Source organism: uncultured Allofournierella sp. (assembly GCA_944382705.1).
GTDB lineage: Bacteria > Bacillota > Clostridia > Oscillospirales > Ruminococcaceae > Allofournierella.
On record CALWNE010000039.1, the window covers coordinates 12,267 to 28,008 of the forward strand.

At 56.8% G+C, this 15,742-nt stretch carries 16 protein-coding genes; 1 reads left to right on the forward strand and 15 read right to left on the reverse strand.

From position 1 onward, the window contains the following. Positions 1-23 precede the first annotated feature (23 nt). The 15 genes from ACH2EM_RS05660 to ACH2EM_RS05730 form a co-directional block, all read right to left on the reverse strand. Entirely contained in the window at positions 24-725 is a 702-nt protein-coding gene (locus ACH2EM_RS05660; RefSeq protein ID WP_395151160.1) for a response regulator transcription factor, read from the reverse strand. 63 nt (positions 726-788) lie between these two features. Beyond that, entirely contained in the window at positions 789-2,123 is a 1,335-nt protein-coding gene (locus ACH2EM_RS05665) for a hypothetical protein (protein WP_395151161.1), read from the reverse strand. Between the two features lie 179 nt (positions 2,124-2,302). Then, complete coding sequence (locus ACH2EM_RS05670) at positions 2,303-3,055, reverse strand: ZIP family metal transporter (protein ID WP_395151162.1); 753 nt, start codon at positions 3,053-3,055, stop codon at positions 2,303-2,305. Positions 3,056-3,139: 84 nt separating this feature from the next. Further along, complete coding sequence (gene deoC, locus ACH2EM_RS05675) at positions 3,140-3,805, reverse strand: deoxyribose-phosphate aldolase (RefSeq protein ID WP_395151175.1); 666 nt, start codon at positions 3,803-3,805, stop codon at positions 3,140-3,142. Further along, positions 3,805-3,945 carry a hypothetical protein gene (locus tag ACH2EM_RS05680; RefSeq protein ID WP_395151163.1) on the reverse strand — a complete coding sequence of 47 codons (141 nt, stop codon included), beginning with the start codon at positions 3,943-3,945 and terminating at the stop codon, positions 3,805-3,807. Before ACH2EM_RS05680 ends, deoC begins: the two co-directional genes overlap by 1 nt. 383 nt (positions 3,946-4,328) lie before the next feature. After that, complete coding sequence (locus ACH2EM_RS05685; RefSeq protein ID WP_395151164.1) at positions 4,329-6,254, reverse strand: bifunctional 4-hydroxy-3-methylbut-2-enyl diphosphate reductase/30S ribosomal protein S1; 1,926 nt, start codon at positions 6,252-6,254, stop codon at positions 4,329-4,331. A 43-nt stretch (positions 6,255-6,297) separates the two neighbouring features. Next, complete coding sequence (locus ACH2EM_RS05690; RefSeq protein ID WP_395151165.1) at positions 6,298-6,912, reverse strand: lysophospholipid acyltransferase family protein; 615 nt, start codon at positions 6,910-6,912, stop codon at positions 6,298-6,300. 14 nt (positions 6,913-6,926) lie between these two features. Continuing rightward, positions 6,927-7,595: a (d)CMP kinase gene (gene cmk / locus ACH2EM_RS05695; RefSeq protein ID WP_395151166.1), complete on the reverse strand. Its 669-nt coding sequence runs from the start codon at positions 7,593-7,595 to the stop codon at positions 6,927-6,929. Positions 7,596-7,623: 28 nt separating this feature from the next. Then, complete coding sequence (locus ACH2EM_RS05700) at positions 7,624-8,853, reverse strand: NAD(P)/FAD-dependent oxidoreductase (RefSeq protein ID WP_395151167.1); 1,230 nt, start codon at positions 8,851-8,853, stop codon at positions 7,624-7,626. Beyond that, positions 8,838-10,541, reverse strand: a complete 1,704-nt coding sequence (locus ACH2EM_RS05705) for a hypothetical protein (protein ID WP_395151168.1) — start codon at positions 10,539-10,541, stop codon at positions 8,838-8,840. The genes ACH2EM_RS05700 and ACH2EM_RS05705 overlap by 16 nt, the downstream gene beginning before the upstream one ends. 17 nt (positions 10,542-10,558) lie before the next feature. Beyond that, positions 10,559-11,482, reverse strand: a complete 924-nt coding sequence (locus ACH2EM_RS05710; protein WP_395151169.1) for a glycosyltransferase — start codon at positions 11,480-11,482, stop codon at positions 10,559-10,561. Continuing rightward, on the reverse strand, positions 11,479-12,597 hold the full coding sequence (locus tag ACH2EM_RS05715) for an FAD-dependent oxidoreductase (RefSeq protein ID WP_395151170.1): 1,119 nt from the start codon (positions 12,595-12,597) through the stop codon (positions 11,479-11,481). The genes ACH2EM_RS05710 and ACH2EM_RS05715 overlap by 4 nt, the downstream gene beginning before the upstream one ends. Positions 12,598-12,643: 46 nt before the next feature. After that, entirely contained in the window at positions 12,644-13,441 is a 798-nt protein-coding gene (locus tag ACH2EM_RS05720) for a glycosyltransferase family 2 protein (RefSeq protein WP_395151171.1), read from the reverse strand. After that, positions 13,438-14,223, reverse strand: a complete 786-nt coding sequence (locus ACH2EM_RS05725) for a sugar phosphate isomerase/epimerase family protein (RefSeq protein ID WP_395151172.1) — start codon at positions 14,221-14,223, stop codon at positions 13,438-13,440. The genes ACH2EM_RS05720 and ACH2EM_RS05725 overlap by 4 nt, the downstream gene beginning before the upstream one ends. Continuing rightward, a complete protein-coding gene (locus tag ACH2EM_RS05730) occupies positions 14,220-15,143 on the reverse strand; it encodes a sugar nucleotide-binding protein (protein ID WP_395151173.1) in 924 nt (307 codons plus the stop codon). Before ACH2EM_RS05730 ends, ACH2EM_RS05725 begins: the two co-directional genes overlap by 4 nt. 288 nt (positions 15,144-15,431) lie before the next feature. Between ACH2EM_RS05730 and ACH2EM_RS05735 the strand changes: the two genes are divergently transcribed. Further along, positions 15,432-15,742, forward strand: a 311-nt coding sequence (locus ACH2EM_RS05735; RefSeq protein WP_395151174.1) for a hypothetical protein, incomplete at its 3' end; no start/stop codon positions are given.

Here is a 15,742-nt window from a genome sequence, read left to right on the forward strand (position 1 = left end):
CTCCCTGGGGGCCGGGGAGCCCCTTATCCGTTCCAGCGGTAGCCATAGCCCCACACGGTTAAAATGTGTTTGGGGTTGGAAGGCTCGTCCTCAATTTTCATGCGGAGGCGGCGGATGTTTACATCCACAATCTTTACATCACCGTAGTAATTCTCGCCCCAAACTCCCTCCAGAATTTTTTCTCGCACCAGAGCTGTGTGGGCATTTTTAAAAAACAGCTCCATAATCTGAAACTCCACCTGGGTCAGGTCAATGGGCTGGTCATCCTTGTACAGCACCCGGCTGCGCTGGTCCAGCACAAAGCGGCCACTGGTAAGGCGCATGGCATCCTGCTGGGGCGATGCAGCCGCTCCGCTGCGGCTTACCCGGCGGCACAATGCTTCAATCCGGGCCAACAGCTCGGAAATACTAAAGGGCTTGGTCATGTAATCGTCCGCACCGATGGAAAGCCCCCGTATCTTGTCCTGCTCCATGCTTTTGGCACTCAGTATAATAATGCCTATGCCATTATCCTGCTTGCGAATGGCCTCACACAAGGAAAAACCATTCATTCCCGGCAGCATTACATCCAGCACTGCTGCATCAAATGTTTCGGGCCCTGCCAGCAGGGTGAGCGCACGCTCTGCACTGCCTGCCTCCTGCACCTGGTAGCCTTCCATCCGAAGGTTGAGGGCAATCAATTCCCGAATGCTCTCCTCATCCTCCACAACCAATACTTTGCGCATCTGCATCTCCTCCTTTGCAAAAATCAGCTTGCCGCTGGCGGGGTTCCATCCGCAGCCTGTACATTACAACACAATAAACCCTTGGGCCATAGTTTGCAGCCAATTGCCATACTCCAGCAAGGGCTGCTGGGTTGGCTCGTGAGCATCCTGCTCTTTTTCTGCATCCTGCTGCTCCTGCAATATCTTCACCTGTACCTGCTGGGCGCCAAGATTGCCCAGCCGGCGGTAGCCTTCATCCGCAGTGCCGGGGCTAACCACCCTCACTTCCAGATACGGCACCTGCCCATCCAGGCTGTACACCTGCCAGCTGCCCGGCTGGGTTCCATCCGCTACCATAACCTGCCCCTGCCAGCTGTCCGGCAGGGCCAGATAATAACCGTATTCCAGGTCTGCCACTCCAAAGCTTTTTTGGGGCGAACCCGGCGCACTATAATCCATCCAGCCTAAAAAAGTAAGCCGGCTGGGCATGAGCAGGCCGGTTTGGTTCTGCAATTCGTGGGGAATCTCCACCGAACCATCTCCGTTGATGTCCCGGCTGCGCAGCAGGTTGGAGTACCGCTGGCTGTCTGTGTAAATAAAGGTTCCGTCTGTGGGAGTATAGGCAGAAAATTGCTGCTCCACCCGGTCGTATTGCAGCACCATGCTGGCCAGGTTGCCTGCGGTGCCTGTGCGGCCATCCAGCACCAGCTGATAGCTGCCATCGGCCGCTTTGCTTACATACATTCCATCACAGCTGGTAAAGTACTCCTTGCCAATGTGCAGCTCCTGCGCCTGAATAAACTGGCCCTCCACCGTGGTGAGCAGCTGAACGGTAAGGCCTTCCCCTGTTTCCGGCCCCATCAAAATCAAATCCTTCATACCGCTGCCGGTAATATCCTGCACCTCATACTGGGAATAAGGCTGTTCCAGCACCTCGGTAATGACTTCGTCCTGGTAGGCGTATACGGCCAGATACTTTTCGCCGCTGGCTGCCCCATAGCCCACCAGCAGCTGCATACCGCCCTCTGCGTGCATGGCGGCGGTATCCACACTTTCCACCGCTGTGGAAAGCCCTGTCCTCTCCTGCGTGACCTGCCAGCTGCCATTGATTTGTTCCAGAATGGCCAGATGTACATTCTGCCCTCCGGTCTGGGTAGTATACAGGGCTGCTGCGTCCAGCTGGCCATCTCCGTTCCAATCCCCAAACACAAAGGGCGAAAGAGTTTCGCCCTGGGAGGGATATTTCAGCTGGGGGGCTTCGCCCAGATAGCTGTTAAGGGCTTTTTGCAGCTGGCTTTGGGGGCCGGTCAGCTGGGGTGCCCGCAGCATTTCCTCTACGCCGGTGGTGGCACTGGCACAGCCAGAACACAGCATGGCACCTGCAGCCAGCAGGGCCAAGCGATGGAATGTGGATTTCATGGCAGTGCCTCCTTGTTGGGCAGTGGCAGCCGGTGGCAACGGTTGACCTGCAAGCTGTGGCGGGCCCCTGCCCAAACCTAATACTTTTTATTATAGAATGGAAGAATAAGCTTGTCAATTTAATTCCAAATTGTATAATCTTGATTAAATATTGCAATATTCCCGCTTTTTTGGGGGATTCAATGGCCCAGCATTCCCATTGCTGCAACCATTACTACCAGGCCTGCCCCAAACCCCAGCGTCACCTGGCGACGGCAGCCTAATTCCAAACCAGAAGGCAACAGCTCGGCCAAGCTAATCCAGCACATAATGCCTGCCGTCCAGGCCAGCATACCACTTAGCATGGACTGGTTCAAAAAAGCGCCCAGCAGGGCATAGGCCAGCAGAGCCGCCAGTGGCTCGGTCAATCCGCTTGCAAAGGCACCCAGCAGGGCCCGTGTGCGGCTGCCGGTTGCATAATAAAGCGGCAGGGCCACCGTCACCCCTTCCGGCAGATTGTGCAGGGCCACCGCCAGCGCACGGCTCACCCCCAGCTGGGGAGCCTGCAAGGTACCAAACAGGGTAACTACCCCTTCCGGAAGGTTATGGAGCATCAACACCAGGGTAGTAAGGGCCGCTGTGCGCAGCATCCGGTCTTTTTCTTTGGTTTGTTCTGGCTGGGGCAAAAGTGATTCCATGATTCCCGCCGTTGCCATGCCCAAGCACAGCAGGCTAATGCCCGCCCATGTGCCGGGCAGGGCGCCCATGCGCTGCTGGTAATGCCCCAGGGCGTGGGGCAGCAAATCCAGCAAACTCAGCGTAACCATGACCCCAGCCGCAAACCCCATGGAGCCTGCCATGGTTGTGCGCTTGGGGAACCGCATCACCCCCAAAATCCCCCCTGCCCCTGTGGCCATGCCCGCCAGCAGGGTAAGTAGTACTGCCTGCATCATAACAAAACACCCCCATCTCCCTTGTTTTCAAAGGATATGGGGGTGCAGTTTGATTTTATGCGCTGCGCAGGGCTGCCGGTGGCTTTAGTAGCCCGCAGACTGCTGGCCCTGCAAAATCTTTACAGCACGGCTGGTGCCCAAACGGTCGGCACCCAGTTCCAAAAAGGTTTCGATGTCCTCCATGGTGGAGATGCCGCCAGCAGCTTTAATTTTGCACCGTCCAGCGCAGCAGCGATTGAACAACCGAATATCATCAAAGGTTGCGCCGGCGGTGGAAAAGCCGGTGCTGGTTTTGATGTAATCTGCCCCAGCATCACAAACAATCTGGCACATCCGCTCTTTTTCTTCCTGGGTCAGCAGGCAGGTTTCGATAATTACCTTGAGCACATGGTGGCCAATGGCCTGCTTGATGGCCGCAATCTCCTGCTGAACATAGTCATAGTCGCCGCTTTTCAGCTTGCCGATGTTAATGACCATGTCCACCTCGCTGGCGCCGTTTTCGATGGCTTTTTTAGCCTCAAACACCTTGGTGTCGGTATCGGTGGCACCCAAGGGGAAGCCCACCACGGTGCACACGGGGATGGCGCCCTTCATATACTCTGCCGCCTGCTTTACATAGCAGGGATTGATGCAGATGGACGCAGTGTGATACTGCATAGCCTCGTCGCAAATTGTTTGAATGTCCTGCCAGGTTGCGTCAGCCTTCAGCAGGGTGTGGTCCACCTTGGACAAAATCACGCTATGATCCATCACTTAATTCTTCCTCCCAGTTTACATTGTTTGCACTCACGGGCCTTGCTCATGCCCACAGCGCTGAATACAATGGCAGTTACCGAAATGGCAGTGCCCACAATCCCCAGAATCAGGCCGGTTAAACGAAACGCTTTCATCTTGGTCACCTCTCCTTTTAAGCCGGCCTCCTTGCAGGCAGCCGGTGGTTGTGTTGAAACAGGCTGTTCCATGCACGGTGCAGCCCGCTTTGTTGTTTCTTATTATACCACACAAGCACCGGGGCCGTATAGCGCAACGCCATAATTCTCCTGGATTTTCTCCATTCTCTCCGGCAAGCTGGCTGTATGCCCTGCAAAACAGGCGTCGTGGTTTGCAGCACAGCTTCGGCAGCCTATGCCACTGCCCGTGCCTGTTCGGATAGCAGGCCCCTGCCGACAGGTTGTAGGGCAGCATTCCCGCTGGCCCGCTGCACCTTACCGCCCTGGGCCGCACAAAACAGAAAAAGAGGCACCCAAATGGGTGCCCCTTTTAAAAGCAATGCTTATTCGGCATCCTCGCTGGTTTCGTCCAGCAGAGCCTTCATGGACAGGCTGATGCGCTTTTTGTCGAAATCAACATCCAGCAGCTTTACCTGAACCTCATCGCCAACCTTCAGCACATCGCCAACCTTCTCAACGCGATCGTTGCTGATCTCGGAGATGTGTACCAGGCCGTCAATGCCGGGCAGGATGCGAACGAATGCACCAAACTTGGTGATGCTTACCACAGGAGCGGTGAATACGCTGCCAATGGGGTACTCGTTCTTCAGCAGCTCCCAAGGATTGTCCTCGGCCTTCTTGAAGCCCAGGGAAACCTTGTGGTTCTCGGTGTCCAGAGCCTTTACATACACCTCAATGGTGTCGCCCACAGAAACAACCTCGCTGGGGTGCTTGATGCGGTTCCAGCTCAGCTCGCTGATGTGGCACAGGCCGTCCACGCCGCCGATGTCAACAAAGGCACCGTAAGCGGTCAGGCTCTTAACAACGCCGGTGTAGGTCTTGCCAACCTCAACATCTGCCCAGAAAGCCTCACGCTTTGCAGCGTTCTCTTCGGCAGTAACCTTGTTGATGGAGCCAACAATCTTGCGGCCAGCGCACTCGGTGATGACCAGCTTGACATTCTGCTTTACCAGAGCATTGATGTCCTCATCACGGCGCATGGTAGCCTGGCTGCGGGGAACGAACACCTTTACGCCCTTGACCAGAACGATCACGCCGCCCTTGTTGGTCTCGGTCACAACGCCGTCCAGCACGGTGCCTTCTTCGGCAGCCTTAGCCAGCTCTTCCAGACCCTTGCGAGCTTCCAGCTTTTTACGGGACAGGTAGGCAACGCCTTCCTGATCGTTCACTTTTTCAACGACGAGGTCCAGCTTGTCCCCAACCTTGACCAGATCCTCCACACGAACTGCGGGGTCGTCAGTAAGCTCACTCAGTTTTACAAAACCGGTGTGTTTGGTGCCGATGTCAACCTGCACCTCGTTGGGCGTAATGCTGGTAACAGTGCCCTCCACTACCTTACCTGCGAATACAGGCTTGAGATTTGCTTCGCTTTCAGCGAACATCTCGGCAAAGCTCATCTCTTCACGGATTTCTTCACTCATACTGTTAAGTACCTCCTCAATTATAGACGATGGCGTGGAAGCCCCTGCCGTAACGGCCACTGTATCCACCCCAATAAACCACTCCGGCTTCAACTCGCTGGCTGTCTCCACCGTAACGGCTCTGGTGTGTTTTTCAGCAACCTTTACAAGCTTTTGGGTATTGGAAGAATGATGACCACCAATGACGACCATTAAGTCGCATTTTTGGCTGAGGTCTTCCACTTCCTGTTGCCTCGCCCACGTTGCATTACATATTGTATCAAAAATTTCGGCGCTTGTATAGCCTTTTTTCATAAAGTTTGTACACTCTAACCATTTTGATACCTGAAATGTGGTTTGCGCCACTACAATTATGCCATTTTGACCGTTTTTAGGCCCTTCCCAGGCTTGAAGTTCGTTCAAATCAGCAAATACGAACACTTCCCCTTCGGTATGGCCCACAATGCCCTGTACCTCTGGATGGGCCTTGTCGCCTGCTACCATCAGGGTTTTGCCCTCCTGGCTTGCCTTGCGGGCAATTTTGTGGATTTTGGCCACAAAGGGGCAGGTGGCATCGTGGCAGACCATGCCCCGCTGGCTCAGCTGGTCATACACAGTGGCAGGCACGCCGTGGCTGCGCACGATTACCTCGTAGCCGGGGGGCACCTGCTCCAGGCTGGCGGCAGTCACCACGCCTTTGCTTTCCAAATCGGCCACGCACTGAGGGTTGTGGATGAGGGGGCCCAGCGTGGCCACCTTATGGCCCTGCTGCACCAAATCGTAAGTGAGTTTTACCGCCCTGTCTACTCCAAAGCAGAACCCGGCAGTTTTGGCCTTGATGATTTTCATAAAGGCTCTCCTTTTCTCGTGTTTTTACAACGGATGTTATCCTTTAAAATTGATTTTGCTGGTACAGGCTTTCCCAGGCATCCGCCAGCAGCTGCTTGCCCTGGCGCAGCCGGGCAGCAGACTTCTGCTCGCCCAAATCCAGCTCGCTGGCCGGGATGGCCGGGCCAAAGCAAACCTTTACACGGCTGAACAGCCGCATGGTGCCATGCTGGTAGATGATGCGGCAGGGAATCATATCCACCCCTGCCTCACTGGCAACCACAAATGCACCGCTCTTGATTTTGCCCAGCTCGCCGGTTTTGGAGCGGGTACCCTCGGGGAAAATCAGCATTCCCTGGCCGGCTCTCACCTTTGCCACAGCCTGTTCCACCACCTGGGTGTCTCCCTTGCCCCGTTCTACACCGAACACACCCACATTGCGGAACATCCAGCTCAGAATGGGATTGATGCGGAACAGCTCCGCCTTTGCCATAATCAGCATTCGTTTGCCCCACAAACGGGCAATTACAATAAACACCGGGTCAATGGCCGAAATATGGTTGGAGGCCAGCACAAAGCCCCTGCCATCCTTGGGCAGATGCTCCTTGCCCACCACCTGAATACGAAACACCAGGTGCCACAACAGCCAGGCACCGCCCACCATTACACAATAAAACATGAACTTGGCTCCTTTTACTCTTGCACCCGGCTCAGGATGATGCTGCGCAGGGCCTGAAAGCTCTGCTCAAAATCCAGGGTGCTGGTATCCACCAGAACTGCGTCCTCCGCCTGCTTGAGAGGGGCAACAGCCCGGTTCATATCCTGCTCATCCCGCTGGATGATATCCCCCAAAACGGTTTGCAGGTCTGTTTGCACACCCTTTTGCTGAAGCTCCAGCAGCCGGCGCTGGGCCCTTGCCTGGGCGCTGGCAGTGAGAAAAATTTTAACCGTGGCATGAGGTAAAATTACGGTGCCAATGTCCCGCCCATCCATCAGGATGTTGTGGGTCTGGGCCATCTGCCGCTGCAAGTCCAGCAAAAAGGCCCGCACCGAAGGATGGGCCGCCACTGCGCTGGTGGCCATGCCAACCTGTTCTTGGCGGATGGCCTCGCTCACATCCTCGCCATTCAGCAGCACCCGCTGGGTGCCCTCCACATACCGCAGTTCCATGTGGATGTCCGGCAAAATCTCCTTCACCTGCACCTCGCTGGCCGGGTCAATGCCCCGGCGCAGGGCGCACAGGCCAATTACCCGGTACATGGCACCGGTATCCACATATACATAGCCAAGCTCCCGGGCCAGCCGCTTGGCCAGGGTGGATTTACCTGCCCCGGAAGGGCCGTCAATGGCAACAGAAATCATCTGAGTATATCCCCTTTAATAAGTTTATTCATGCCTGGTCTGCAAAATGTGCAGCCGCTGCCTGGGCTGTGCACCAGGCAATTTGCAGGTTGTACCCGCCGGTATAGGCATCCACATCCAGCACTTCACCGGCAAAAAAGAGGCCTGGGCAAAGCTTGGATTCCATGGTTTTGGGGTCCACCTGCTTTACATCCACACCGCCTGCGGTGATTACCGCATGGGCCAAATCGCCCCGCCGGGTAAGGGGCACCTCCCAATGCTTGATGAGATGCACCAGAGCCCGCTTTTGCTCTCGGGTTACCTGGTTTGCCTGCAAGCTGGGGTCTACCCCCCACCGCTGTACCATCACCGGCTGCATGCTGGCGGGCAGCAGCTTTACCAGTGCACCCTGCACGCTCTTGGCAGCCAGCAGGGTAAAATCCTGGGTAATGCGTTTGTACAGCTGTTCCTCATCCAGGCCGGGTTTCAGGTCGATAACCGCTCGCCACTGGTGCTTTTCGATGTCCTTGATATAGCTGGAAGCCATTAGGGTAAGCGGCCCGGAGATGCCAAAGTGGGTAAACAGCATCTCACCCAGCTCGCTGAACACCGCCTTTTTATCCCGGTAGAGGGTAAGGGTTACATTCTTGAGGGCAAGGCCCATCATCTTGGCACAGTCCGGGTCGCTGGAAACCATGCTGCAAAGGCTGGGCACGGTGGGCACAATGCGGTGCCCAGCCTGCTTGGCCAGTTTGTAGCCATCGCCGGTGGAGCCGGTTACCTGGTAGCTTACGCCGCCTGTGGCAATCAGCACGCCATCCGCCCGCAGGCTTCGGCCCTTGGTGGTGCACACTCCCACCACACGGCCCTCCTCCAGCAGCAGTTCCTGGGCCCCTTCGCCCAGCAGCAGCCGGGCACCGTCGGCGTAGGAAAGCAGTGCCTGGCGCACCTGCTCGGCCTTATCGCTCACCGGGAACACCCGGCGGCCCCGCTCGGTTTTCAGCTCCACACCCAGCCGCTCAAACAGCTCCATGGCCTTTGCCGGCGGAAAGGCGTACAGGGCAGAATACAAAAAGCGGGGGTTGGTTCGCACATTCTGCAAAAAGGTGGTTTCGTCGCAGTTGTTGGTAATATTGCACCGTCCCTTGCCGGTAATGAGCAGTTTCTGCCCCGGCTTTTCGGTATGTTCCAGCAGGGTGACGGTGTGTCCCCGCTCCAGGGCAGCGCCTGCGGCCATTAAGCCGGCGGCACCTGCCCCCACAATCAAGAGTTCTGCCACAAATGGTTCCTCCAAAAGGTCAGGTTGCCCGCTGTACTGTACAGCAGCAGCAGCGGGTGCACGGTGGAAAGATACATTACATAGGTGCCAATCTGGAAAGCGGCCACCTCCATAAAGGCAATCATAAAGCAGCGCAGCAATGCCATGCCCAGCAAGCCCAGCAGCAGCGTCCAGTACAGGGCCAGCCCCTGGGGTATTCCCTTTTCTGCCTTCATGCGCAGCAGGCAAAGCCCGGTGCGCACCTGGCCTGCCAAAGCAGCGCAAAAGGCAAGGGGCAGCACCACGCTGTACACCAGCTGAATAACGCTCAGCAGCCGGAACAACAGGGTTTGCAGGGGGCTGTAATAGGGGCTGTCCGCTCCGGCTACCGCCGCATCGTTGGCACGCTGGCCCAGGTACTGCTCCCAAACCTCCAAATCCTGCCGCTGGCCCAGGCTTCGGGCCTGTTCCCAGGACTGGCAGTCCTGGAATGTGAGGGTATGCCACAGGCTTTTTATCCCCTCCTGCAAGGTGGGCAGAATGTACTCCGCACGGATGGGCGGCGTGGTGCCCACCCGTTTGGGGCCATTTGCGGGCAGCTGACCGCTGTCGCACAGGGCATTGATGGCATCGGCCACCTGCTGCCAGTATGCCTGGGCTTTGGTGGCGCTGTCGTAAACGCCCTCCTTCCAGGCGGCCTTGCGCAGTGCCCAGTAAAAACTGCCTGCCTGGTAATCCCCCAGTTTGGGGTTGCGGTAGCTGTTTTGCAGGTCTTCATCTTCTTCCAGCCAGTATTCCAGCGGCTGAAGCTGGGGCACCTGCTGGTAAAGCTGGCTGCGCACCTGCTGGGGAACGCTCACCAGGGGTTTCCATTCCTGGGCCTGCACCCGGTTCATGGCACCCACTGCGGCAGAAAAGCTGCCGGCGGAAAAATCGCTTACCGTGAACACCCCATAGTATCGGTAGTTCATGGCGCTGTATGCCCCAATGCCCCCAGCAAGCACCACAAAGGGCACTGCCAACACCAGACAGCGAGCCAGCCGGGCAGGCCAGGGGCACTTGTGCCCCAGAGCCACTGCCAGCAGCACAAGGGTGCCTACCAGAGCAAAGGGCAGCAGCCACATACCGTCCTCCCGGCAAAGCCAGGCGGTTGCCAGGCCAACGCCCGCCAGCACCAGCCAGGGCAAGCCCTCTTTCAGGGGGCGGCGGCAGCGCAGCGCATAGCCGCACAGGCCCGCAAAAAAAAGCATACACAGGGCCGGAAAGATGTTATCCCGGTATACCCGCAGGGTGAAGGACGCTGTGATCGCCGGGCTGAAAGCCAGCGCCGCAAACACCAGCAGCCGCCCTTTGCGGCCGGTAAGCACCGGAGCAAGGGCCTGGCTGGCCGCCAGCGCTGCACCGCAAGCCAGCAGCTGACCTGCCGCCAGATAAGGCAGGTGCAGCCAGTTGCACAAAGCAAGCCATACCGCAAAGAACATATGTTTGGAGAGGGTGAGCCAATCGTATGGGCCCAGCCACTCCCCTGCACGGATGCTTTGAGCCGCCCGGAACATCAGCTCATCGTCCACCGGTGCGCCCCCAATCCAGATGTACACCATCTGAAAATAGCTGACGGCCAGCTTGCACAGCACCACCGCTGCCACCAGCAGCCAAAAGACGCCGCCGCTTATGGGGCGGCTTGCCAGCGCCCTCAGTTTTTGCTTCATTTCACTTCCCCCTTGGCTCATCGCTGAAGTTTTTCGATGCCTTCAATGAGGTAGTCCTGCTTGCGGAACACCAGCCCCACCAGCAGGCTCAGGTATTTGATTGCAATGGTCAAAATCACAAACAGGCCCGCCAGGCCGCCGCTGAGCACCAGCATGGTGGTAGTCCAGCCGGTAACCGGCTCGCCCAGCAGCCACACCAGCACCGTGTAAACCAGGGCTGCCAGGGTAAGTACCGCCATGGCGCAGGAGATACCAAAGCTGATTTTGTAGCCTGCATCGGTGTAGAGGGCCAGGCTTTCCACCGCCTGGTCCAGCCGGGCACCGGTGCGCTTGGGGGCTCGGCCCTCAAAATGGATGGTTTTGCAGGCAAGGCCGCTGGCTGCATAGGCCGCCTTGCGGTAGTGGAGATTTTCGCTGATGGCCTTTACCCGGTTGATGGCCCGGCGGCTCACCAGACGGAATGCATCACTCTCCAGCCGATAGGCACTGTTGCTGAAGGCGTTGAAAATCTGATAAAAAGCCCGGCTGGTAAGCTGCTGGCTGGTGGGGCTTACCGTTACCACATCCACCCCTTCCAGAGCAGTCTGGTATGCCTGCCAGATCAGCTGCGGGCCGTAAGCCATCTGCAAACGATCGAACTCATACACAAAGTCCCCAATGGCGGCATCCAGCCCGGCGTTCATGGCCTGCTCCAGGCCGTGGTGCAGGCTCATGTTCAAAATGGTGAGGGGAGCATTGCTCCACTGCTGCACCGCCTGTTTGAACCGCTGTACCGTCTGGTCGGTGCAGCCGTCGTTCACTGCCACAATTTCATAGTGTTCAAAATGGCTCTCCAGCTGCTGGGCCAGAGCTGCCACAAAGGGCTCCGCCTGGTCTGCCTCGTTGTGCAAGTAGACCACGGCAGACACAAAATTCTTTTCCTTAATTTCCAGTGTGCTCATTGGCTCAACACCTCGTCCAAATCGTAAACTGTATTGATTTTACCGGACAGCACGCTCACAAAAGCCGGGTCGCTGGTGTACTGCCGCACCACGGTGGGGCGGGAGTCGTCAATTTCGCTGGCCTTCAAGATAGGTTTCATGCTGAACAGACTGCCTGCATAAGCAAAGCCGTACTCCTCTTTCAGGTACTTGCGGGCCAGCTGGCTCATCATGGGCCAGGCACTGGCTGGCTTTGCGGGGCACTCGTTGCAGTTGTACAGCACTCCCGGCCGGCATCTGCCCTGGCTGCGGGCCTGGCATTCAAAGGTTGCCAGGCTGTCGTAGCTGGTGGTATGGGGGGTAAAGGTAACGCTTGTAAGGCTGTGCAGGCCGGTTTTGCCAAAGGGCATGATGGAAAAAAACGGCCCGTCCATTACGGTAATGCCGGTATCTTGCAACGACTGGTCCACCTGGCACAAAATAATTTCGCACAGCTCGTACTTGATTTTAAAGGGCTCAAACCCCAGCATCTGGTGCAGCTCGTTCACCCCGGCATAGGTGGCATTCAGCAAAAAGGGAGCTTCGGCGGTAAGGTCCCCTGCCTTTACCTGCCACACGCTACCCGCCCGGCGCACCTCCTGGGGACGCCGCCTGAATGCCATGGTTACCTGGGGCATGGCTGCCAGCTCCCTTAGGAAATACTCCTTTAAAATCTGGGCATCGTAGGTGTACTCGGTGGTCAGGAACGCTCCATCGCACTGGCCGGGTTTAAAATACCGGCTGGTGGGCACCTCGTCACACCGAATATCTGCCGCCTTGCAAAAACGGCGGAACTCCTGGGCGTTGGTCCAGGAAAAATGGGCGCTGGTGGCATACACCTGGTCGAACTGTGTGTGGATGCAAAAGCCATAGTCCTGCAAAAAGCGCTCAAAATACCGGGCACTTTTGATGGCGGTGGAGTAGCTGCGGGGGTAGTGGTACCCCATGTGCACCCGTGCCTGGTTGATGTAGGTTGCCCGCATAAAGGGGGCCTCATCCTGTTCCAGAACCAGCACCTTCTGGCCCTGTTTGCCGCAGCGATGGGCTGCGTACAAGCCGTACAGCCCGGCACCCACGATGATTTTATCGTAAACCATGGTAAAGCTCCTTTTTTGAAAGCTCTCTGCCGGGCATCTGTGCAATTCAGGGGTTGTAACGCCCTGCTGCTGCGGCAAAGAGGATTTTAAGCAGATTGGAGTTGCCCTGGAACCCCTTGATTTTTGTGGGGGTGGGCTCGTTTTTGGGGTAGGCTCGCTCCACCGGCACCTCGCAGGCTTTTAAGCCCAGCTGGGTAGCCCGGATGCTTAGGTAAGCCAGCAGTTCGTAGCCCACAAAGATGTCCCGCAGGGGCTGCACCGCCGGGTGGGTAAGGTATTCCCTGCTGTACGCACGGTAGGCGTTGGTGGTATCGGTAAACCACTGGCCCGCTGCCAGGCTGATAACCGGCGCATGAATCAACCGCACCGCCCAATACCGGCTGACAGGGGTATTGATGGCTCGTCCACCCGGCACAAAGCGGCTGCCCTGTACCAAATCATAGCCCTGTTCCAGCTTTTGCAAAAACAGGGGCACGCTCTCGATGGAGTCCTTGTTGTTGCCGTCAATGGTGAGTACCCCCTTGTAGCCCCGTTCCAGTGCATAGGCAATGCCCATGCGCAGCTGTGCCCCCTGCTTGCCAGCGCTCTGCTTGGTGAGCAGGGTGTTCACCCCCAGCTGAGCCAGCCGGTTGGGTTCCATGCTGCCGTCTGTGGAGCCGCCGTCGCACAGGATAACATCGCACAGACGGTGAATGCCAGCCTTCTGGCCCTTTGCCAGCTGGGTGAGGATCCGGTTTCCCTCGTTGATGATGGGAATCAACAGGCAGTACTTGCTGCTGCGGGAGGCAAATTCCTGCTTGGTGTAGGCCGGCACGCCCGGACGCTGTTCTACCTGCTGGATCATGCGCCAAACACCTCCGCCATATAGTCCAGATTTTTGCAAACGGTATCAAAATCGGTGGTCTTGATTTCCAGCGACACATAGCCCTGGTAGCCTACCGCACGCAGCAGCATGGCCAGCTCCTTGTGCTCCGGCCGGGGCTGAATCGGTGCAAGGCCCGGCTCGCTGATGTGCACATGGCTCACATAGTCCATAAAGCCTGCAAAGCTGTGGGGCTGCTCCCCGTTGGCAATCATGGTTCCCATATCCAGCGTAACACCCAGGCCGGGGCTGTCGATGCGTTTTGCCAGCTCGAAGGCCTGCTGGGTGGTATTAATATAATTGGTATTATAAAGGGGAGGATTGGCCTCCAGACCAATGACCACCTGCCGCTGGGAGGCCGCCCATGCAATGCGCTTTAAAAAGTCCTCTCCCTGCTGGGGGTCTGCTCCCTGGGGCATATTCCGGTTACGGGGGCAGCCGAACACCAGGTTGCGGCAGCGGCAGCTGGCGGCAAATTCAATGGCCTGCAGGGTGTAGATTTCCAGCTCTCTGGCCTGCTCTGCATCAAAAATGTTTCCGGTCTGGCCATACCAGATGCTTTGCATACTGGGAATTTCCAGCCCGTACTGCTGCTGCATCACCCCTGCAAACAGCGCAGCGGCAGCCGGGCAGCTATAGGGCCGTTCCGGCACCAGCCGGGTGGGGGCAATTTCAATGCCGGTGAATCCCAGTTCCTTCAGCCGCTGCCAGATGGCGGCATCGTCCTGCTGGGCCCAGCCAATGTTGGAGGCTGCAAGTTTCATTCGGTCCATCCTTTCATAAAGGCCGCAATGCTGGCCAGTTCCTGCTGTGCATCCTGCAAGTAGCCATCCTGGCCGCCAAATTCCTTGGCGTACAGGGTGCGCAGGTCATAGTCAAAGGGCTGGCCGGGCAGATGCTGCTCAAAGGGCCGGCCCGTTACTGCCTGGTGTACCTGGGCAGCACTCACCGGGGCAGTAGCCAGATGCAGGCAGCGCAAATCCAGCGCCAGTGCCCGCTGAATATCGCTCCAAAGGCGGCGCAGGTCGTAAAACTGGTAGACCGAGCGGCTGTCGGTAAAGGCCAGCGCATTAAAGGGCGCTGCCGCAAACCAGGCTTTCAGCTGGGCCGGGGCCTGGCTGTTGTTCAGCTTATAAAAGCCGTTGCCTGCATCATGATAAGCCGCCGCCACCAGCGGGCTTTGGATCGCCAGCTCCTGGTAAATCTGCGGCCGAAGCATAGCCGGGGTGATGGTGTGCAGGTCATACAAAAAGTTCTTTTTGAGGCCGGGTCCATACAAAGCCGGCAGCCGAACAATCAAAGCGTCCGGCCAGTCCTGCCGCACCCATTGCTCCAGCTGCAAGCGGTTTGCGCCATAGGCGGGCAGCTGGCCGCTTTCGGGCTGGTCTGCTTCGGTTTTTCCCCGGCTGTCGGCAAACACACAAACAGAGGAAATGAGCACCAGTTTTTTGGGAGCCAGTCTGCGGATGTTTTCTCTGGCGGTTTTCATAACCTCCAAATCCGCCTGAGGATCCTGGTTTGCCAAAAACATCGCTGCCGGTACACCGGCATACACCACCAGGTCGTTGGTTTGCCCAAACCCCTCGTGCACATCCACCGAATGATAAGCCCGCTGAAACGCCCCGGTGGCCAGCAAATTACTGCCCACAAATCCGGTGCTGCCCACCAAAACCTTCTGCTCCATGCTGTTACGCTCCTTTCGACCCTCTAACGGGTACGCTCATACAGAGTTCATTATACACGCAAACAGTGCCTGTTACAAGGCGCTCTCCTGCTTCATCCAGTCTGCGGCGGCACACAGGGGCAGCAAAAACCATAGAATTATGCTATGTTTTAAAAAAAACCTTTTCTTTTTTCCTTACATCGTGTATAATTACTCCGAATATTTTGAATACTGTCGATTGGCCTCAAAAATTAGGCCCGGCAACAAGGCAGCCCAACGGTTCCGGCTGCTTTACAGGAGTTATACGCAATGAAAAAAAGTTCCAAACGGCAGATTGCCATTTCCTTTTTTCTGGTGTTTTTAGTGTGCATTGCTTTGAGCGCATCTTTGAATATCTTTTCAAAGAATGCGGTGGAAGTGCAGCGACGCGAGGCAACTAACAAAATCGAATCCACCTCCCAAACCGCCCGCAACCTGGTGGAAACGCAAATCAACGGAAATTTCCAAACCATGATTACCCTTGCATCTCTGCTGGGCAGTAAAGTTTCGGTCAATGACGCAGAAAGCCTATCTACCATGATGCAGCTGCTTTATACCATCAACGAACAAAACAACTTTGT